Genomic DNA, 19,525 nt, shown 5'->3' on the forward strand with positions numbered 1-19,525 from the left:
TCCGGCAGGCCGTGGAAGAGGGATGGGCGGCCTTCAGCAGCGCGCCGATACCGTTCGTGGCCTTCAGTGGCGTCGCCGGTGGGATCAACCTGATCTGCCAGCTGGCCATCGGCCATCTCAGCAGCCATCGGATCACCCCCTTCGGCCAGCCCGATGGAACCGTGGACCTGCTGCTGCTGGTGGGCTGGATGGGCTGGGGAATCAGCAACCTCTGGCTGGCCGTGGGGCTGCTGCATGGGGCTGACACGGCTCTGGCCCATGGCCGCCCGAAGCTCTCACGGATGCTGCGACCCGATGCCCGGGCGATGCTGCGGGGGGCCGGGACCCTGGGCCTGGTCCTGCTGGTGCTGGCGGTGATCGCCCGGCTGGGACAGGCCAGCGCTTGGCTCATGGCCCTGCTGCAACCTGCCCTGGCGGGCCTGCCCCTGCTGGCCGGCCTGGCGGTGGGGGTCTATCTGGCCACGGACCAGGTGCTGTGCCTGCCCATCGCCGTGCTGGCAGAGGTGAACCCCCTGAGGGCCTTTCGGGAAGGCCGTCGGGCGATCGACCCCCACTGGCTGCAGGCGCTGGGGCTGACCCTGGTGCTCGCCCTGGTGGTGCTGGCGGGGTTTCTGGTACTGCTCGTGGGCCTGAGCGTGGCCCTGCCCGTGGCCACCTGCATCCAGGTCGCCTCCTATCGGCAGCTGTTCGTGGAGGAGGGGCCCGACACCCGGAAGCTCACCTGAGCCGGGAAGAGATTGGCCAGATAATGCCGGGTGAGGTCCCGGTTCTGGATCCCGTTCTGGACCAGAAAGCCGGCGAGGGCGGCCTGAATCAGGCGGTACTGGTCCCAGTTGGGATGCCGCTCGATGAACCGGCGCATCGCCAGGGCGAGAGGCTCGGGCACCCGGGCCTGCAGGCTCACCACAGATTCGTCGTCGCTGGACCCGTACTCCGCCGTGCTCATGGTCACCCCCGTACCGCGCACCAGTACTCCACATCGGCGTCGCGGGGTCAAATCGCTCCAGAAGCGGCCTGCCCATCCCATCGCAGGATGAGACTCCAGACCTCCACAAGCCGTCGGCGCCACCCCCTCGCCGCAGGGCTGACGGCAGAGCCCCCGCCCGGCACTGTCAAGTGGCCCCGGCCACAGCCGAAGCCACTTCCAGCGTTCTCCCCAGCCGCCAGGAGGTCCCAGCGGCACCGGCAGAACGGACGGGGAAAACATGCGGAAAAGGGCCCTCCCCGCTGGGGTATCGGCCCGATCCCCCCAATGATCAGCAGGTCTGATTCCGTCCGATGACGGCCGATTGTCTTACGTGGGAACGCCATCCCAAGCTGGAAGCCGATGCCCCGCTGCCATGCCCATCGCCCTGCTCGGCACAGGCCTGCTCGGTACCGCCATCGGCCAGCGGCTGCTGAGCCAGCAGCAGCCGCTGCAGGTCTGGAACCGTGATCCCGACAGAGTGCAGCCCCTGCTGGCCCTGGGCGCTCGTGCCGCCGCCACGCCTGGGCAGGCCGTCAGCCAGAGCGACTGGGTGATCACGGTGCTCAGCGATGGGGCGGCGACGCGCTCGGTGCTGCTGGATCAGGTCGGGGCGGCGCTGGCCGGCTGCAGGGTGGTGCAGATGGGGACGATCGGACCTGGCGAGAGCCGGGAGCTGGCCGACGCCATCCAGCAGCGCGGCGGCGCCTACCTCGAGGCGCCCGTGCTGGGCAGCCGAGCGGAAGCCCTGGCCGGCAGGCTCCAGATCATGGCGGGGGGAGGCGACGAGCTCTTCCAGCAGGCCCTGCCGCTGCTGTCGCTGCTGGGCGAGGAGCCCCAGCTGATGGGACCGCTGGGTGCGGGCCTCGAGACCAAGCTGGCGCTGAATCAGCTGATCGCCAGCCTGACCCACGCATTCAGCCTGTCGCTGCATCTGGTGCAGGCCGCCGGGGTGGATGGGGAGCGCTTCATGGGCCTGCTGCGGCAGAGCGCGCTGTATGCGCCCACCTTCGACAAGAAACTCGCCAAGCTCCTGGCCCACGACTACGCCAACCCGAATTTCCCCACCGCCCACCTGCGCAAGGACCTGCGCCTGTTTCAGGAGGCTGCCGCCGCCTACGGACTGGATGGGAGCGCCCTGGAGGGGCTGGCCAACCTGCTGGAACGCGCCAGGGGCACGCCTCTGGACGCGATGGACTACAGCAGCCTGCATCGCCTCACCGAGAGCCCTCAGGCCCCCGCAGCCAGCTGATCGAGCAGGGGGCACTGTTCCAGGGCGGCCACCATCGCCCAGCTGGCGTCCAGGCCCCAGGCGCCCTCCAGCGCCCTCCGGGTGGGACCGGGCGTGAGCACGAAACGGAGTTGCCAGGCGGAAGGCCGGCCCTCCAGTTCCATCCACAGATCCCCGGGCGGGCAGGGCAACTCCGCCTCCAGGGTGATGGACTCCTCGGGCATGAGCTGGTCCGCCAGCTGCTTGAGCTGGTCGAGCAACTGGAGCAGGCCGCGACGCAGGGTGATGGCCTCCGAGGCCGTCCACTCGGCGGCCCAGGCCTCACCCCCGATCAGCACGGGAAACGGCTGACGCTGGGGATCGACGACCAGACGCCAGCCGGGCCCCTCCTGGACCTCCATGCCAGTGGCTGCTCCCCGGCGTCAGCCGGGCAGCAGGGCGGGCTGGTCCTGCTCGTCACTCAGCTCGACGATGGCCCGCTGGACGGGTTTGATCATCGAATCATCCAGCAGGCCATCGAAATCATCGAATCGGCGCTGCTTGGCACGGAAGGCAATCCGAACGGTGGTGAGGTAGCGGTTGCTGGAGTGACGGATCAGGCTCTCCGCCCGCTGGGCCAGTTCCTTGGCATTCACCTCGAGACCCCGTTGCATCAATTCTGCGCCAGTCTCGGCAGCCTAGGTCAGAGTGGGAGGCTCACCGGTTAGAAGGGCGCCATGGCAGGCACCCTGGCCATCGACCTCGGCAGCACCACCACGGTGGTGGCCTACCAGCCGCCGGGCGGCGAGGCCCAGCTGCTGGCCCTGCCCCCCTTCAGCCTCGAGGACCCCTCGGTGGTGCCGTCCCTGGTCTGGCTGGCGGGGGCCACCAGTCCCCGGCCCCTGATCGGCCGGCAGGTGATTGATGCCGGTCTGCTCCACCACGGCGGGCCAGAGCTCCACCAGGATTTCAAACGCCGGATCGGGGCGAACGGCGGCCTTGAAGCCCCCCGCACGGACGGTCCGGGTGGCGAGTCCACCACAGTCACCCTGCCTTTGTCGCCGGAGGCCGCCGCCGGACTGCTGCTGCAGCAGGTGTGGCAAGCCCTGCCCGAGGGCCTTCAGCCGGAGCGGCTGGTGCTCACGGCGCCGATCGAGGGCTACCGCGGCTACCGCCAGTGGTTGCTGCGGACCTGCGCCGGCATGGCCGTGCCCGAGGTGGCCCTGGTGGATGAACCCACCGCCGCCGCCATCGGTGCCGGGCTTCCGCCCGGCAGCACCGTGCTGGTCGTGGATCTGGGCGGGGGAACGATCGACCTCTCGCTGGTGCGGCTGGAGGGGGGGGAAGGACGGGCGGCCCCGATCGCCCAGCTGCTGCGCTTCGCCGGACGCGACCTGGCGGAGAGCCGTCAGGCCCTGCGCTGCGCCAGCGTGATCGGCAAGGCCGGCCTCGCCCTCGGCGGCCGCGACATCGATCGCTGGATCGCCCGCTCCCTCTGCCCCGATCCCGCTGTGGAGGAGGCCCAAGGGGCCGCCCTGCTCGAGGCCGCCGAGCGCCTGAAGATCGCCCTCAGCAGCCGGGAGGAGGCCCTGGTGCTGTGCGCGCCCCCGGGCGAAACCGCCCTGGAACTGCGGCTGACGCGCTCCGAGCTCGATGCCCTGCTGATGGCGCAGGGCCTGATCGCCGAACTCGACCATCTGCTCGAACAGGTCCTGGCCGCCGGCCGTCGGGCCGGCATTGGCCTGGCGGAGATCACGGCTGTCCTGCCGGTCGGCGGGAGCAGCCGCCTGGGGCTGGTGCGCGAATGGCTGGCCACCCGGTGCGGCGGCGTGGCGATCCGGGGCGAGCGGCCGGTCGAGGCGGTGGCGCTCGGAGCCCTCGCCCTGACCCCGGGTGTGCAGATCCGGGACGTGCTCAGCCACGGGGTCAGCCTGCGCTGCTGGGAGCAGCGCAGTGGCCGCCACCAGTGGCACCCCCTCTTCGTCGCCGGCCAGAGCTGGCCGACCGACCGGCCCCTGGAGCTGGTGCTGGCCTGCAGCCAGGATGATCAGCCGGACATGGAGCTGCTGTTCGGAGAGCCTCTGGAGGATCAACGCCGTGAAGTTGTGTTCGAGGCCGGCCTGCCGGTGTTGCGACCTCGCCCTGCGGGCTCGGCACCCGTGCGGGCCTGGGAACGCCAGCCACGCCGCCTGCCCCTGAGTCCCCCGGGGGAGCGAGGGGTTGACCGCCTGCGCCTGGCCTTCCGCATCGAAGCCGACAGCCAGCTCGTGATGGACGTGACCGACCTGCTGACCGGTCTCCCCAGCGGTCCGATCCGGCTCGGGAGCGTGCGCTGAGCGCGCCCGGCCCGAGCCGACCAGGAGTGGACGCCGACCGGGGTGCCCCCGCAACGCCGCGAAAGCTCCAGCGCTTGCTTCAGACTGGAGGCATTGGGAGACTGCCTTCTTGGCCCTTCGCCGCCATCGGCTGCCTCGTTTCTGGCTGGGCGTCACCCTGGGCCTGGTGGCCGCCGGCCTCGGCACGGCCTACTGGTGGGAGCGGCAGTTGCCGACCCGCCTGGAGCAGGCGGCGGAGCGTGGCGATCTCGATGCCTGCCTGCGCTACAGCGAACAGCTGCAGGCCCTGCGCTGGCTGGGAGGTGGGGCCCCCGGGGAACAGGGGGAATGCCGCCGCCGCAAGTCCGAACAGCTGTGGCAGCAGGCACGCTGGGCCGAAGCCCTGCGGCTGCAGTTGCAGCTCGTCAATTCGCCGGCCGGCCAACCGGCCGACCGGCGGCAGCTGGACAGCTGGCAGGAGTCACTGAAGGAACGGGCCCTGGCGCGCTTTCAGGAGGGGGACCTGCCGGGCTCCCTGGCGCTGCTGGAGCCCATGGGAGAGCATCGGCGGGCCGACCGCAAGGCCCTCGGCGAGCGGCTGGAGGAGATCTGGAACCGCAACAGGCTCCAGTACGAACGGGCCCGTCGGCTCAGCCAGGAGAAGCGCTGGTGGGAGGCCCTCGAAGCCCTCAACCGCATCGACCATCCCTGGTGGAAACAGCAGAGTGAGTCCGTCAGGGCCGAGGTGCAACAGGGCATCAGCTCCCTCAAGGGGCGGGAACGGGAACGGGATGGCCACGGTGAGCTGCCCCACACCGTGTCGGTCGAGCAGCTGGACCGGGAGGTGCAGCAGCGGATCGCCCAGGGAATGGATGAATGGTCGGCCTTCCAGTCCGCCTGCCGCGCCCTGGGCGGCAAGGTGGTGGAGGCCGGACCCGAAACCGGCTGCCAGCGGTGAGGGGGCAGCTCCCGCGGGGAGCTGTGGGAGGCCCATGACAAGATTGGCCGAGCGATGCGGCCCATGGCGATGCAGCCAGGAGATCAGGTGAAGGTCTGCCAGAGCGTGGTCGTGTACCACCATCCCCAGCACCGAGGAGAGGCCTTCGATCTGCAGGGCCAGCAGGGTGAGGTCGTGACCGTTCTCGATTCCTGGAAAGGGCGGGTGATCAGTCCGACCCTCCCGGTGGTGGTGGCTTTCGGCAAGTTCCGCGCCCACTTCCGGGCCGATGAACTGGAACCGGCCTGAGGGTCGACCATCCGGAGCGGCCTTCGCCCCCGGCTGGAGCGGCCTTCAGCCATCCGATGCCGGCCCTCGGCCATCCCCATCCGGCCGGATCAGGAACACCCCTTCCTCCCGATCGATCCCCCTGAGGCAGAGCTGAATCGCTTCCTGGCGGCGGGTCGGCACCATGCGCCCACAGAAATCGGGCTGGATCGGCAGTTCCCGGTGCCCACGGTCCACCATCACCAGCAGGCTGACCCGACGGGGACGGCCCCAGGCCTGCAAGGCCTCCAGGGCCGCACGCACGGTGCGCCCCGTGAAGATCACGTCATCCACCAGCACCACATGGCGGCCCTCCAGCCCCACCGGCATCGCCGTGGGCTGGACCAATCGGGTCCCGACCCGCTCGAGATCGTCCCGGTGAAAGGTGGGATCCAGGGCACCCTGGTCCACCGGATGGCCGCACAGGGGCTCAAGCCTCGAGGCCAGCACTTCGGCCAGGGCGACCCCGCGGGTGGGGATGCCGAGCAGCAGGAGCGAGCGGCTGTCGGCCTCGATCTCCAGCACCTGGGTGGCTAGGCGGTCCAGGGTGCGCCCCAGGTCAGCACTGGAGAGGATTTCCAGCCGGGACATCACGCAGAAGCTGGTTAGGACGATGTTAAGCAAGCTTCAGGACTGGGGAGCCGCCCTTCCCGTGTGACCAAAGCCTGACGCTTGCTCGAGCTGGCGGAACCTCTCCACATCCGCGCTGTAAGTTGGCTTTGGAAGGCGCCTTTCCGCGTCGTGAGGTGAGTCGGGTGAAAGCAGTTCCCTCCCAGCAGCCAACCACCATTTCCGGAAGCCGCGGCACCTCCACCGCCCTTCGAGAACCCCCTTCCATCGCCAGAACACCTGTAGCTCCGGTCGTTCTTGCCATCCTGGACGGCTGGGGCTACCGCCACGATGAAGACCACAACGCCATCCGGGTGGCGGAGACACCGGTGATGGATGCCCTCTGGCATGCCTACCCCCACACCCTGATCGAGGCCAGCGGAGCCGCCGTCGGCCTCCCGGACGATCAGATGGGAAATTCCGAGGTCGGACACCTCACGATCGGCTCCGGGCGGATCATTCGTCAGGAACTGGTGAGAATTTCCCAGGCTGTCCGGGACGGCTCCCTGGCCCGCAACCCCGCAATCAACGCACTCGCCGACAGGCTCAAGGCCAGCGGAGGGACGCTTCACCTGATCGGCCTCTGCTCCGACGGGGGGGTCCACAGCCATGTGAACCATCTCGGCGGCTTGCTCCAGTGGGCCGCCGGCCGTGGCCTTCGGGATGTCTGCGTTCATGTGATCACCGACGGACGCGACACCGCTCCGAACAGCGCACCCGGGTTCGTGGCCACGATCGAGGCCCAGATCGAAGCGGCCGGCACCGGCAGGATCGCCACCATCTGCGGCCGCTACTGGTCCATGGACCGTGACAACCGCTGGGAACGCACCGAAAAGGCCTACCGCCTGCTCACCGAACCGGCCCCCATCGCCGGGCTCTCCCCCACGGAAGCGATCGCGGCCTCCTACGCCGAGGACATCGGTGATGAATTCCTGGAGCCCGTCCGCCTGGCCGAGGGACAGCTCAAGGATGGCGATGGGGTGATCTGCTTCAACTTCCGCCCCGACCGGGTGCGCCAATTGATCCGATCCCTGGTGTCTGCCGAGTTCACCGACTTCGAGCGCAGCGACCCCATCCCTGCCCTCGACGTCGTCACCTTCACCCAGTACGAGAAGGATCTGCCGGTGAGCGTGGCCTTCCCCCCCGAATCCCTCGATGGCCTCTTGGGTCAGGTGGTCTCATCGTCAGGGCTTCGCCAGTTCCGCACCGCAGAAACCGAGAAATACCCCCATGTCACCTACTTCATGAATGGGGGAATCGAGCAGGCCTTCCCCGGCGAGGATCGTCATCTGGTGCCTTCACCACGGGTAGCCACCTACGATCAGGCACCGGCCATGTCAGCCGAGCAGCTCACCGACAGTTGCATTGCCGCCATCAACAAAGGCATCTACTCCCTGGTGGTCATCAACTATGCCAACCCGGACATGGTTGGACATACCGGCAAGATGGAGGCCACAACATCGGCCATCCACACGGTGGACCAGTGCGTCGGCCGTCTGATGGAGGCCACCAACCGCATGGGTGGCACCCTCCTGATCACCGCCGATCACGGCAATGCCGAAGTGATGGTGGGGCCCGACGGTCGGCCCTGGACCGCTCACACCACCAATCCGGTACCGGTGATCCTGGTCGAAGGGGAAAAGCGAAAACTCGCCGGCCATGGCAATGACGTCAGGTTGCGGCCCCACGGAGGCCTCGCCGACATCGCTCCCACCCTGCTGGAAATCCTTGGTCTGCCCAAGCCAGACACCATGACCGGCACCTCGCTGGTGGCTCCCAGCAGTGTCGGCGCCGCCGAAAGCCGTATCCCGCAGACCCTGGGTGTCTAACCTGCATCGAACGATGGGTCACGCATGATCAGCACGGTTCTGGGATGGGTGTGGGTCGGCAGCGGTGTTCTGCTGATCCTCAGCGTCCTGCTCCACAGTCCCAAGGGGGACGGGATGGGCGGCCTTGCCGCCAGTGGGGGATCCATGTTCACCAGTGCCCGCAGTGCCGAGCAGACCCTCAACCGCATCACCTGGACCCTTCTGGCGATTTTCCTGGGTCTGGCCGTGATCCTGAGTGCCGGCTGGCTGTCCTGACCCGGGAATCAACACCATGGCGCTGAACCGTCGCAACCTGCTGGCTGGCCTGGGCATGGCTCTGGCCGGGATCTTCGGATCCAGCCGTCGCGCGGAGGCTGCCTCCGAAGCGAGCGACCCTCAATGGAAGCTGACTGAAGCGGAGTGGAAGAAGCGTCTCAGTCCGGCCGCCTATGCCGTCCTGCGCAGGGAAGGCACCGAGCGCCCGTTCTCGAGCCCCCTGAACAAGGAGAAACGGCAGGGCACCTTCGTGTGCGCCGGATGCCAGCTGCCCCTGTTCAGCTCCTCCAGCAAATTCGAGAGCGGCACCGGCTGGCCCAGCTTCTGGCAACCCCTGCCCAAGGCGGTCAGCACCAAGGTTGACTTCAAATTGGTTGTACCTCGCACGGAATATCACTGCAGACGCTGCGGCGGTCATCAGGGACACGTGTTCAACGACGGGCCCAAACCCACCGGCAAGCGCTATTGCAACAACGGCATCGCGCTGAACTTCAAGCCATCCTGAGCAGCAGCCGGCCGCGCCTGGTCCCATGGGCTCTGAGGCAGCAGGGCCCCTACCCACGCGATTCGCTCCATCCACTCCATCCAGGGGAGAAGGCGCAACAGCACTGGGGCCGATAGGGCAACAACCAGGCAGCTGAACAACAGCCTCCGCGGAATCGGTTTCCCTGGAGCCCCGTTCTCGTCAGGCTGCTGGCCGCTGATGGGAGGCTGAACAGCGCGGCAGAACGCAGAGGTACGGCAATAGTCTGCCCCAGAGAACGACAGGTAAACTGGCTGGACTCAACGGATCCGGGACTCCCTGAATGGGCAGATTTCAGTCCACAATCTCAACAGTTGCGGCAATCGGAACGATTGGGCTCACGGTGGTAGCCGTCTACCGGGCTGTAGATGGTCAAAAACAGCGCGAGTCGCAGCAGATCGAAGAAATCCGCTCTCTCAAAGAACAACTTCAGAACCTCTCGAAACCCGAGGAAGTTGTCCCATCAGCCACCGAGGCCAAGCCGCAGGCCCAGCAGTTTCCCGCCCCGTCCATCCAACGGACACTGCCCCCCGGCCAGCAGGAGCTCCCACCACCTCCGGATCCGGCCCTGCCTGAACCCACGGCTCCGTCAGGGGATTCCCCCTGATCGCCTCTCCTACGGATACGCATCCAGCCAACTTTTCTGCGCCCCCTGCGGGGGGGGCACCCTGGGCAGGAGGGTTCCAAGACGTCCCACTCCAGATTGTCCCGGACCTCAGCATGGGAAGCAGCTCGAGGCACAATCGCCGGAGCAGGGCGAGCACCTGGCGTGTGCTTGTCTTAAGAGGCACCCACAACGACCTGGGAGCGCTGCGGCATGGTGGTCAAGGGCAACCCATGGGCATTCCGCCAGCACCAGCACTCCAGGCGATGCAGAAGGCACCGGAACGCACCTGAGCAACATGCGACATTCGATCTGAGCGGGAATCCGTGTCCGATCGGCACCTGGGCAAAGCGGGTTCAAGGATAAAAGATAGAGTTAAGCAACGATTGCCCCAGGACGCCTGGATCAATGAAGACTGCCTGGACTCAAGCAATCAGGGCATTGATGGTGGTTGCCGCACTCGGGACGGCAGCACCACTGCACGCGCAAGATGTTGCACCACATGTAGTGACAGCGGGTGGAGCACTCAAGATGTCCCTGGACGAATGCATGAGAGCAGCGAAGGCAGCAGCAGACAAAAAGGAATTCACGGAAAAGCAAGAGGCTATTGTGAACAGTGAAAACAATACGGGCGACTTCTTTGCCTTCAAGGAGTCCCCGTACTCACTTCACGTGAACTGTGATGCAGGCAACGACATTTGGACAGTTGGCGTCGGCGCCAGAGACAGACAAGGAGCACAGATTTATTTGATAGACTTCATGCTGGAATTTCCAGAACCAATCAGAGTCTTCGGCCCCTAATCAGACAACAGGAGGAGTCTCCGTGGCATGAGTTTGCGATCCAGATGAATTGACTCCCGGGCAATGGCCGGACATCACCTTGCTGATGACAGCGCGAGACATATCAATCCATCACTGGTTCCGGGACATAGCGATGAAGCGAGAATGCATTGGTGCAATGAAGTGTTCAGGCGCTCGCCACCTCAAAGAACCCAACGTGCTCTTCGCACTCATCCGCCACACCGGAGAAATTCTCCAGCATTTCCGGCGCCAGCAAACACGACGAGGGCAGATGCCAGTCAGAATGTCCCGATGAACCATCCCCTCTGGATGCTGGTGCCCTGGGCGATCTTTGCGCTCGCCGCTGGGGTCAAGTTCTGGCGCCTCACGGCCCTGTTCCGCAAGCACCTGGGAAACACCACAACCAGCACCGAACGCTTCAGGCAGTCGCTGGAACGGATCTGGCAGAAAGATCAACAGAAGACGTGATGGAGCATCTGAACTGGGGATACATCCAATTGGGTCTGGTCGGCCTTGCCTTTGCAGGTCTGCAGGTCTGGTGGATCGGCAGCGTCTTCTTCAGGAGGAGAGATCTCGCAACACCGATGAAGAGTGCTGAGTTCCGCAAGACCCTGGAGAAGATCTGGTCAAAGAGATCGTGAAGACCCAAGCAACGACCGCTTCAATGCCTTCTACACCCTCCACGCAACCACGGCCATCAGCACCCAAGGCGCCAGCACAGGAGTTCATACCTTGAAACCGCTACTTCACAACATGCCAAAGGAGAACAGGCCATAAAAAAGGGAGGGCAAGTGCCCTCCCTGACTGGATTCTGGAGAATCGACTCAGACCGTTGATCTCGGTGGAGATCAGTAGTCGAAGTCGCCGCCCATGCCACCGCCACCGGCGGGAGCCGCTTCCTTCTTCTCGGGGAGATCGGCCACGATGCACTCGGTGGTGAGCACCATGCCAGCGATCGAGGCGGCATTCTGGAGGCCGGAGCGGGTCACCTTGGCGGGATCCACGATGCCGGCGGCCAGCATGTCGACGTACTCGCCGGTGGCGGCGTTGTAGCCCTCGTTGAAGGGCTTGTTCTTGACGTGCTCGGCCACGACGGCGCCGTTGGCACCGGCATTCTCGGCGATGCGCTTGAGGGGCGCGGTGAGGGCGGCGGCCACGATGGTGGCGCCGATCAGCTCCTCGCCGGACAGGTTGGCCGCAGCCCATTCCTCGAGGGCAGGAGCCAGGTGGGCCAGGGTGGTGCCGCCCCCAGGAACGATGCCCTCCTCAACGGCCGCCTTGGTGGCGTTGATGGCATCTTCCAGGCGCAGCTTCTTGTCCTTCATCTCGGTCTCGGTGGCGGCGCCCACCTTGACCACGGCCACACCGCCGCTCAGCTTGGCCAGACGCTCCTGCAGCTTCTCCTTGTCGTAGGAGGAGTCGGTTTCGTCCATCTGCTTGCGGATCTGCTCGCAGCGGGCCTTGACGGCCACCTCGTTGCCCTCGGCCACGATGGTGGTGGTGTCCTTGTTGATGGTGATGCGGCGGGCCGAGCCCAGCATCTCCAGCTTGGTGTTCTCCAGCTTGAGGCCGGCATCCTCGGTGATCAGCTGACCGTTGGTGAGAACGGCGATGTCCTCGAGCATGGCCTTGCGGCGGTCACCGAAGCCGGGAGCCTTCACAGCCGCCACGTTCAGCACACCGCGCAGGCGGTTCACCACCAGGGTGGCGAGGGCTTCCTTCTCGATGTCCTCGGCGATGATCAGCAGGGGCTTGCCGGTGCGGGCGATCTGCTCGAGCACGGGCACCAGATCCTGCACCAGGCCGATCTTCTTGTCGGTGAGCAGGATGTAGGGCTCCTCGAGCACCGCTTCCATCCGCTCGGTGTCGGTGGCGAAGTAGGGGGAGATGTAGCCCTTGTCGAAGCGCATCCCCTCGGTGACCTCCAGCTCGGTGGTCATCGACTTCCCTTCTTCCAGGGAGATCACGCCCTCCTTGCCGACCTTGTCCATCGCATCGGCGATCATGCGGCCCACCTCTTCGTCGTTGCCGGCGGAGATGGTGCCCACCTGGGCGATGGCGTTGGAGTCGGAGATCGGCTTGGCGTGCTCCTCGATCTTCTTGACCAGGAAATCGGAAGCCTTGTCGATGCCCTTCTTCAGGGTGATGGCGTTGGCGCCGGCGGCGACGTTGCGCAGACCCGCCTTGACCATGGCGTGGGCCAGCACCGTGGCGGTGGTGGTGCCGTCACCGGCGGCATCGTTGGTCTTGGAGGCGGCCTGACGGATCAGGGCCACACCGGTGTTCTCGATGTGATCCTCGAGCTCGATCTCCTTGGCGATGGTGACGCCGTCGTTGATGATCTGGGGAGCGCCGAACTTCTTCTCGAGAACCACGTTGCGGCCCTTGGGACCAAGGGTCACGGCAACGGATTCGGCGAGGATGTCAATGCCCTTTTCGAGGGCACGACGGGCCTGCTCGTTGTAGATGATGCGTTTAGCCATGGGAGTCGGAAATCCTGTGGAAGTGTTCGTTGAAGACCGTGCTGGCAGAAGCAGGCTCCGTGGGGTCCCGAAGGACGCCAGACACGGGGCCCGGGCGCTCAGCTGACGATGGCGAGGATGTCCTTCTCGGACAGCAGGACGTACTCATCGGTGCCGAGCTTGACGTCGGTACCGGCGTACTTGCTGTAGAGGACCTTGTCACCCACGCTCACTTCAGGAGCCTGGCGGGTGCCGTCATCGTTGCGCTTGCCGGGACCCACCTGGACCACCTCGCCCACCTGGGGCTTTTCCTTGGCAGTGTCGGGGAGCAGGATCCCGCCGGCAGTCTTTTCTTCAGACTCAGAGACCTTGATGAAAATGCGATCTCCAAGGGGTTTGACCGTGGAGACGCTGAGGGAAACAGCAGCCATGGATAGATGCGACAGCAACGACATGGCGTCTGAGACGCCATTTCGCGGGAGGAGTTAGCACTCGCTCCACACGAGTGCCAACCTATGCCGAGAGCGGCCGGGCTGGCCACCCATGCCCTGTGCGGGTGACCGTACCGAGCGGGGCGACAGCGGCCGAGTGGTAAGGTTGCCCGGCTCCCAGCGGGCAGGGATCGTTTCAGCACCCTCCCTGTCCAGCGCCCTCCGCGACCCTCCATACATATGGCTGCTGCTACTGCCACCGGCACCAAAGGCATCGTCCGGCAGGTGATCGGCCCGGTGCTTGACGTTGAATTCCCGGCCGGCAAGCTGCCCAAGATTTACAACGCTCTGCGCATCGAGGCGAAGAACTCCGCCGGCCAGAACGTCGCCCTCACCGCTGAAGTGCAGCAGCTGCTCGGCGATCACCGGGTCCGGGCCGTGGCCATGAGCAGCACCGATGGCCTGGTGCGCGGCATGGAAGCCCTCGACACCGGCGCCCCCATCTCCGTGCCCGTGGGTGAGGCCACCCTGGGTCGCATCTTCAACGTGCTCGGCGAGCCCGTGGATGAGCAGGGCCCCGTGACCACCTCCGAGACGGCCTCGATCCACCGGGCCGCCCCCAGCCTCACCGAGCTGGAGACCAAGCCCAAGGTCTTCGAGACCGGCATCAAGGTGATCGACCTGCTGGCGCCCTACCGCCAGGGGGGCAAGGTGGGCCTGTTCGGCGGCGCCGGCGTGGGCAAGACCGTGCTGATCCAGGAGCTGATCAACAACATCGCCAAGGAGCACGGCGGCGTATCCGTGTTCGCCGGCGTGGGTGAGCGCACCCGTGAGGGCAATGACCTCTATGAGGAGTTCAAGGAGTCCGGCGTGATCAACCCCGACGACCTCTCCAAGTCGAAGGTGGCGCTCTGCTACGGCCAGATGAACGAGCCCCCCGGCGCCCGCATGCGGGTGGGGCTGTCAGCCCTCACCATGGCTGAGCACTTCCGTGACGCCAACAAGCAGGACGTGCTGCTGTTCGTGGACAACATCTTCCGCTTCGTGCAGGCCGGATCCGAAGTGTCGGCGCTGCTGGGCCGCATGCCATCCGCTGTGGGCTACCAGCCCACCCTGGGCACCGACGTGGGCATGCTGCAGGAACGCATCACCTCCACCCTGGAGGGCTCGATCACCTCGATCCAGGCCGTCTACGTGCCCGCGGACGACCTGACCGACCCCGCTCCGGCCACCACCTTCGCCCACCTGGACGCCACCACCGTGCTCAGCCGCGGCCTGGCCTCCAAGGGCATCTACCCCGCCGTGGACCCCCTGGATTCCACCAGCACCATGCTTCAGCCGGCCGTGGTGGGCGACGAGCACTACCGCACCGCCCGGGCCGTGCAGTCCACCCTGCAGCGCTACAAGGAGCTCCAGGACATCATTGCGATTCTGGGTCTGGACGAACTGTCCGAAGACGACCGCCGCACGGTGGACCGCGCCCGCAAGATCGAGAAGTTCCTCTCCCAGCCCTTCTTTGTGGCCGAGGTCTTCACCGGCATGTCTGGCAAGTACGTGAAGCTCGAGGAGACCATCAAGGGCTTCAACATGATCCTCGCCGGTGAGCTGGATCATCTCCCCGAGGCCGCCTTCTACCTGGTCGGCAGCATCGATGAAGTGAAGGCCAAGGCCGAGAAGATCCTGGCCGATTCCAAGGGTTGATCCCCCTCCATCAATCCTGAGGTTCCACCATGTCTCTCACCTTGCGAGTTCTGGCCCCGGACCAGAGCGTCTTCGACGGCACCACTGAGGAAGTGATTCTCCCCAGCACCACGGGGCAGATGGGCATCCTCCCTGGCCACGTCACCATGCTGGCGGCCCTCGACACCGGTGTGATGCGGCTGCGGGAGGGCAACAGCTGGTCGACCATCGCACTGCTCGGCGGTTTCGCCGAAGTGGAGGCCGACGAGATCACGGTGCTGGTCAACCGTGCCCAGCTCGGCAGCACCATCGATCCGGCGGCCGCCGAAGCCCGTTTTGAGGAGGCCCAGCAGGCCGCGGTCCGGTTCGAAGGCCAGCCCTCGAGCACCGAGAAGCTCAAGGCCCAGCAGGCTTTGGCCCAGGCCAGGGCCTGGCTGCAAGCCACCCGGGTGCCCGGCTGACCCACCGTTCCTGGCCGTTCCGCCCTCCAGCGGCAGGTTCAGACCCAGGCCAGCGATGACCAGTACCGGTCATCGCTGGCCTTTCGCATGGAGCGGGAAGGCCACCGCCCGGGGACTGCTGAATGGAGCCAGCACTGGGCGGAAGCGCCAAGCTGGAGCCACGCTCCTGGCCAGTCCCCTGCCCAGGACGCCATCGCCACCGCGGCGCCCAACCGTCGTGGTGTGCCGTCCTCAACAGCCATGAACGACCACCAGCTCGGGGCCGCCCTCAGGGAGAGGCTGCTCAGCGAAGACTGGCGGGGCCAGGCCAGCCGCCTGATCCGCCTGCAGACGCTGGCCGCAGAGCTCTGCGGCATCGAGCAGATCGAGCTGCGGCCGGCCCTGAGCCACCTCGTGAGCTCCCCAACCATCACCGAGGCGCTCAACCTGGCCGACCCTCGGCTTGATCCGGAGCTGCATGGCCGGCTGCTGCAGGAACTGCAAGCGGTGTTTGCGCCTGCCATCTGCCGGCGGATGGAGGAGGTGCTCCGAGGCCTGCTCAGGATGCCCCCCGGCCAGCTCCCCCCGCCGCCGCCCCCTCTGCCGATCGCGTCCGACCTGGCGGCAGCCTCCAGAACAGCCGGACGCGTCTCACTGGCCGGCGGCCTGCGCAGCGGCGGCTGGCGCAGCGCAGGACTGCTGGCGGTGGTGGGCATTCTCGTGGGCGGCCTGATCCTCGCCCTGCTGGGACCTGTGCTGCTGCTGCAGCGAGCTCCCCGCAGTCCGATCGTGCGGGAGACTCCACCGTTGGAACCAGCCGTCCCGGTCGAGGAGCCGCCTCCCGAAGCCCCACCTGATCTGGCCAACGCTGGGGACGATCCTCAAGCGAACAACGGCGACCGCGACTCCGCCGGGGACTCCGCCGGGGACTCCGCCGGGGACTCCGCCGGGGCCGACACCAGCTTCGAGCAGGCGGCTGCCAGCATCCAGGGCTTCTACGCCGCCCTGAGCCGCAGGGACTACGAACAGGCACGCGGCTACCTGGGGGGGACTGCCGCGGAGGTGTTCGAAACCGTGCCGCCCCTTTCTCCGGCGATTCAGCAGGTCGGTGTCGCCGGCCTTCAGGAGGTGAGCCGGGTGGGCCCGCAGATGATCCTGCAGGGGGAGCTGACCGTTGTCGCTGGGGACGGCACCGTCGGGCGCGAGCAGCGCAGCTTCACGGTGGACACGAGCAGCCGTCCAGCCCTGATCCTTGACAGTAAACCCGTTGATCAGGGCAGCAGGCCCTGATCGGGCAGGTGCTTCACCGCGCGGCATGTCCCCATGTCCCCATGGCCTTGGCCCATCCGGGGGGCTCTGGGCGGTCAAAAAAAGCGCTCCTCCAAGAAGGGGAGCGCCAGCAACCCGGACGACCGGAGGCGTGGGGGCGATCAGGCGGTTCCGCAGAAGGTCACGTCGGGGAATTTGAGCTTGGCCTCATCGAGACTCTTGCCCTTGCCTTCTTCCTGCCAGTAGTTGATCACTTCCGTGGCCTTGTTGAGAATCTCCACGCGCTCGTTGTCCGTGATCCAGCTCTTGCCTTCGAGCTCAGTCTTCAGGGTTTCCCAGGCATCCTCCCGGGGCCAGAAGAAATAGGCGGTGAGGGGGCTCGGACCACCACCGACGATCTGATCGACGGCGAGAGCGACGTTATCCGGCAGCCAGAGGATCTTCAACAGGAAGCGCCCCTCATCGGCCTTGGGGGTATAGCCGGAAGGGACCCCGTCCTCATCGATCGTGGCTGAGGCCAGGGCAGCGCTGCCACCACGCATGACCGGGCGCCCCTGAGCAGAGGTGTCGTCCGTGGCAGCGACCACCTCGGGCGCATCGCTCACGGCCGCGCCGGCGGCGCTTTCGGTGGCTGTCATGGTGTCGACGCTCAAGACAGAAGATCAAAGAACTAACCTACCAGCAGCCCTGCTCCTGCTCCCGCTGAATCCTCGCGCCATCCTGCTGTTCGACATCGATGGCGTGATCCGCGACGTGGCCGGCAGCTACCGCCGTGCCCTGGCCGAGACAGTGCACCACTACTGCGGTTGGCGCCCCGATGCCGCGTCGATCGATGCCCTCAAGGGGGAAGGTCTCTGGAACAACGACTGGGAAGCGTCCCTGGAACTGCTGCGTCGCCGCGGCCACACGCCCCTGCCCGATTTCACGGCGCTCGTGGAGGTGTTCAGCCGCTTCTACTTCGGCGGTGATCCGGAGGGGGACCCGGCCCACTGGCAGGGTTTCATCGGCCGCGAACCACTGCTCGTGGAGCGTTCCTTCTTCCAGACCCTGGATGAGGCGGGCCTGGCGTGGGGTTTCGTGAGCGGCGCCGAACCTCCGTCGGCCCGTTTTGTGCTGGAGCAGCGGCTCGGGCTGGTGGATCCGCCCCTGATCGCCATGGGGGACGCACCCGACAAGCCGAACCCCACCGGACTGCTGGAGCTGGCGAACCGTCTGGCGGAACCAGGCCTGGGTCAGGCCTCCAGCCCGCCGGTCTTCTACCTGGGCGACACCGTGGCGGACGTGCTCACGATCGCCCAAGCCCGGCAGGTCCTGCCCCAGCAACGCTTCGTGGCCCTGGCCGTGGCGCCCCCCCACCTCCACGCCGATGGCCCCGGCCGCAGCCGCTACGAAGCTGCTCTGCGGGACGCGGGCGCCGATCTGGTGATCCCGGCCACGGCGAGCGTCCTGCCCTGCCTGGAGCCGCTGCTCAGCGCTCCATCGCACTGAGGCTCTTCATTGCAGCGGCCGTGAGGATCTCATGGCCCCGGTCCGTCACGGCCACGTCGTCCTCGATGCGGATGCCGATGCCTTTCCAGCGGGCTTCGATGGCCGGCTGCCCCTCCGGCACCGGCAGACGGTCGCTCACGTAGAGGCCCGGCTCCACCGTGAGCACCATGCCGGGAACCAGCTGCACGGGATGCTCGCCGAGACGGTAGGCGCCGACATCGTGCACGTCGAGGCCCAGCCAGTGGCCGGTGCGGTGCATGTACAGATGCCGGTAGGCACCCTGCTCGATGATGCCGTCCACGTCGCCGGCCAGAAGCCCCAGGGCCACCAGACCCTCCACCAGCACCCGCACGGCCGTGTCGTGGACCGATTCGGCCGTCTGGCCTGGCGCCACGGCCGCCACGGCGGCTTCCTGGGCCGCGAGCACCAGGGCATACAGCTCGCGCTGCTCGGCACTGAAGCGGCCGTTGATCGGAAAGGTGCGGGTGATGTCGCCGTTGTAGTAGTCGGGCAGGCTGCAGCCCGCGTCGATCAGCAGCAGCTCCCCATCCCGCAGGGGCGCGCTGTTGGCGGTGTAGTGCAGCACGCAGGCGTTGTCACCACCGGCCACGATTGAACCGTAGGCCGGGCCCCGGGCCCCCTGCTCCAGGAAATGCTGCTCGATCACGGCCTGGACCTGGCGCTCGTTCAGGCCCGGGCGGCTCACCTGCCGCGCCAGCTCGTGGGCCTCCGCCGAGATGCGGGCCGCCTCCCGGAGGCGCTCCAGCTCCTCAGGTGCCTTGCGGAGCCGCAGTTCGTGCAGCAGCGGACAGGGGGCCACGAGCCCGAGGGCGGCGCTGCCCCGGCGCGGTGCCCGATCGAGCTGCTGCCCCCAGGCCTGCAGCACCAGCGGTTCGACCTGGGGATGGCGGCCGATCCGGAAAGCAATGCCTTCGGCGCCCTGCAGATAGTCGGCCAGGCGCTCGGGCAGCTCGGCCAGCGGATGGGCCCGATCGGCACCGAAGCGGCTCACGGCGCCCTCGGTCCCCCAGCGGACCCCGTTCCAGACCTCGGCCGAGGGCTCCTTGGGATGGACGAAGAGTACGAAGCGCGCCTCCTCGTGGTGGGGCAGGAAGAGGGCCACCGCATCGGGCTCGTCAAAGCCGGTGAGGTACCAGAAGTCGCTGTTCTGACGGAACGGGTACTCGCAGTCAGCGTGGTGGGTGACCAGCGGCGCCGCCGGGATCACTGCGGCAGCACCTCCAAGCTGCTGGAGGAAGCGGCTGCGCCGCTCGGCATAAATCGACATGCACGGGCGCCCGGCTGGGCCAATCCTGGCGGCCAGTCTGGGCCAGCTGCGGCGCGGGCCGATTAAATGGTGCCATGGCCCAAGGCCCCACCA

23 protein-coding genes are annotated in these 19,525 nt (G+C 66.8%); 15 read left to right on the forward strand and 8 right to left on the reverse strand.

The features are described from left to right. Positions 1-11 precede the first annotated feature (11 nt). Positions 12-725, forward strand: a complete 714-nt coding sequence (locus ACLNEE_RS06590) for a hypothetical protein (protein WP_412006917.1) — start codon at positions 12-14, stop codon at positions 723-725. Here ACLNEE_RS06590 and ACLNEE_RS06595 read toward each other — a convergent pair. Next, positions 674-1,027, reverse strand: a complete 354-nt coding sequence (locus ACLNEE_RS06595; protein WP_412006918.1) for a DUF2811 domain-containing protein — start codon at positions 1,025-1,027, stop codon at positions 674-676. The two genes, ACLNEE_RS06590 and ACLNEE_RS06595, sit on opposite strands and share 52 nt — an antisense overlap. A 313-nt stretch (positions 1,028-1,340) precedes the next feature. Here ACLNEE_RS06595 and ACLNEE_RS06600 point away from each other — a divergent pair, with 313 nt between their 5' ends. Next, positions 1,341-2,216 (forward strand): NAD(P)-dependent oxidoreductase, encoded by an 876-nt coding sequence (locus ACLNEE_RS06600; protein WP_412006919.1) that lies wholly within the window; start codon positions 1,341-1,343, stop codon positions 2,214-2,216. Here ACLNEE_RS06600 and ACLNEE_RS06605 read toward each other — a convergent pair. Next, positions 2,195-2,596, reverse strand: a complete 402-nt coding sequence (locus ACLNEE_RS06605) for a DUF1818 family protein (RefSeq protein WP_411421642.1) — start codon at positions 2,594-2,596, stop codon at positions 2,195-2,197. The genes ACLNEE_RS06600 and ACLNEE_RS06605 overlap by 22 nt on opposite strands. Positions 2,597-2,617: 21 nt before the next feature. Then, complete coding sequence (locus ACLNEE_RS06610; RefSeq protein ID WP_411421641.1) at positions 2,618-2,848, reverse strand: DNA-directed RNA polymerase subunit omega; 231 nt, start codon at positions 2,846-2,848, stop codon at positions 2,618-2,620. Between the two features lie 63 nt (positions 2,849-2,911). On the opposite strand from ACLNEE_RS06610, the gene ACLNEE_RS06615 reads away from it, so the two are divergent. From ACLNEE_RS06615 to ACLNEE_RS06625, 3 genes are all read left to right on the forward strand, one after another. After that, entirely contained in the window at positions 2,912-4,510 is a 1,599-nt protein-coding gene (locus tag ACLNEE_RS06615) for an Hsp70 family protein (protein ID WP_411421640.1), read from the forward strand. A gap of 109 nt (positions 4,511-4,619) precedes the next feature. Beyond that, positions 4,620-5,447, forward strand: a complete 828-nt coding sequence (locus ACLNEE_RS06620; RefSeq protein ID WP_411421639.1) for a hypothetical protein — start codon at positions 4,620-4,622, stop codon at positions 5,445-5,447. Positions 5,448-5,516: 69 nt separating this feature from the next. After that, positions 5,517-5,735: a ferredoxin-thioredoxin reductase variable chain gene (locus ACLNEE_RS06625; RefSeq protein WP_411421740.1), complete on the forward strand. Its 219-nt coding sequence runs from the start codon at positions 5,517-5,519 to the stop codon at positions 5,733-5,735. A gap of 45 nt (positions 5,736-5,780) precedes the next feature. Here the strand turns inward: ACLNEE_RS06625 and pyrR are convergent, their stop codons facing one another. Then, a complete protein-coding gene (gene pyrR / locus ACLNEE_RS06630) occupies positions 5,781-6,344 on the reverse strand; it encodes a bifunctional pyr operon transcriptional regulator/uracil phosphoribosyltransferase PyrR (RefSeq protein WP_411421739.1) in 564 nt (187 codons plus the stop codon). Between the two features lie 245 nt (positions 6,345-6,589). On the opposite strand from pyrR, the gene gpmI reads away from it, so the two are divergent. The 6 genes from gpmI (at position 6,590) to ACLNEE_RS06660 (ending at position 11,015) form a co-directional block, all read left to right on the forward strand. Then, the gene (gene gpmI / locus ACLNEE_RS06635) at positions 6,590-8,191 is read left to right on the forward strand and encodes a 2,3-bisphosphoglycerate-independent phosphoglycerate mutase (RefSeq protein WP_412006924.1); all 1,602 of its coding nucleotides are present in this window, start codon (positions 6,590-6,592) and stop codon (positions 8,189-8,191) included. Positions 8,192-8,215: 24 nt separating this feature from the next. Then, entirely contained in the window at positions 8,216-8,446 is a 231-nt protein-coding gene (gene secG, locus ACLNEE_RS06640) for a preprotein translocase subunit SecG (protein WP_411424659.1), read from the forward strand. Between the two features lie 16 nt (positions 8,447-8,462). Further along, a complete protein-coding gene (gene msrB / locus ACLNEE_RS06645; protein ID WP_411424658.1) occupies positions 8,463-8,951 on the forward strand; it encodes a peptide-methionine (R)-S-oxide reductase MsrB in 489 nt (162 codons plus the stop codon). Between the two features lie 1,030 nt (positions 8,952-9,981). Continuing rightward, complete coding sequence (locus tag ACLNEE_RS06650) at positions 9,982-10,374, forward strand: hypothetical protein (protein ID WP_411424655.1); 393 nt, start codon at positions 9,982-9,984, stop codon at positions 10,372-10,374. Positions 10,375-10,665: 291 nt separating this feature from the next. Beyond that, positions 10,666-10,842: a hypothetical protein gene (locus ACLNEE_RS06655; RefSeq protein WP_411424654.1), complete on the forward strand. Its 177-nt coding sequence runs from the start codon at positions 10,666-10,668 to the stop codon at positions 10,840-10,842. After that, positions 10,842-11,015 carry a hypothetical protein gene (locus ACLNEE_RS06660; RefSeq protein ID WP_411424653.1) on the forward strand — a complete coding sequence of 58 codons (174 nt, stop codon included), beginning with the start codon at positions 10,842-10,844 and terminating at the stop codon, positions 11,013-11,015. The genes ACLNEE_RS06655 and ACLNEE_RS06660 overlap by 1 nt, the downstream gene beginning before the upstream one ends. Before the next feature lie 207 nt (positions 11,016-11,222). Here the strand turns inward: ACLNEE_RS06660 and groL are convergent, their stop codons facing one another. Continuing rightward, on the reverse strand, positions 11,223-12,857 hold the full coding sequence (groL, locus tag ACLNEE_RS06665; protein ID WP_412006920.1) for a chaperonin GroEL: 1,635 nt from the start codon (positions 12,855-12,857) through the stop codon (positions 11,223-11,225). Positions 12,858-12,955: 98 nt separating this feature from the next. Then, positions 12,956-13,267: a co-chaperone GroES gene (gene groES / locus ACLNEE_RS06670; protein WP_411421929.1), complete on the reverse strand. Its 312-nt coding sequence runs from the start codon at positions 13,265-13,267 to the stop codon at positions 12,956-12,958. A gap of 240 nt (positions 13,268-13,507) precedes the next feature. Between groES and atpD the strand changes: the two genes are divergently transcribed. From atpD to ACLNEE_RS06685, 3 genes are all read left to right on the forward strand, one after another. Beyond that, positions 13,508-14,968 (forward strand): F0F1 ATP synthase subunit beta, encoded by a 1,461-nt coding sequence (atpD, locus tag ACLNEE_RS06675; RefSeq protein WP_411421930.1) that lies wholly within the window; start codon positions 13,508-13,510, stop codon positions 14,966-14,968. Between the two features lie 29 nt (positions 14,969-14,997). Continuing rightward, complete coding sequence (atpC, locus tag ACLNEE_RS06680) at positions 14,998-15,408, forward strand: ATP synthase F1 subunit epsilon (protein ID WP_411421931.1); 411 nt, start codon at positions 14,998-15,000, stop codon at positions 15,406-15,408. 240 nt (positions 15,409-15,648) lie between these two features. Next, complete coding sequence (locus tag ACLNEE_RS06685; protein WP_412006921.1) at positions 15,649-16,677, forward strand: hypothetical protein; 1,029 nt, start codon at positions 15,649-15,651, stop codon at positions 16,675-16,677. Between the two features lie 140 nt (positions 16,678-16,817). On the opposite strand, the gene ACLNEE_RS06690 is transcribed toward ACLNEE_RS06685, so the two are convergent. Further along, entirely contained in the window at positions 16,818-17,294 is a 477-nt protein-coding gene (locus ACLNEE_RS06690) for a 30S ribosomal protein PSRP-3 (RefSeq protein ID WP_411421933.1), read from the reverse strand. On the opposite strand from ACLNEE_RS06690, the gene ACLNEE_RS06695 reads away from it, so the two are divergent. Further along, positions 17,293-18,144 carry a TIGR01548 family HAD-type hydrolase gene (locus tag ACLNEE_RS06695; RefSeq protein WP_411422002.1) on the forward strand — a complete coding sequence of 284 codons (852 nt, stop codon included), beginning with the start codon at positions 17,293-17,295 and terminating at the stop codon, positions 18,142-18,144. The two genes, ACLNEE_RS06690 and ACLNEE_RS06695, sit on opposite strands and share 2 nt — an antisense overlap. Here the strand turns inward: ACLNEE_RS06695 and ACLNEE_RS06700 are convergent. Continuing rightward, a complete protein-coding gene (locus tag ACLNEE_RS06700; protein WP_411421934.1) occupies positions 18,125-19,432 on the reverse strand; it encodes an aminopeptidase P N-terminal domain-containing protein in 1,308 nt (435 codons plus the stop codon). The two genes, ACLNEE_RS06695 and ACLNEE_RS06700, sit on opposite strands and share 20 nt — an antisense overlap. Positions 19,433-19,525: the final 93 nt, after the last annotated feature.

The sequence above is a fragment of the Aphanothece stagnina RSMan2012 genome (assembly GCF_046764815.1).
Lineage (GTDB): Bacteria > Cyanobacteriota > Cyanobacteriia > PCC-6307 > Cyanobiaceae > NIES-981.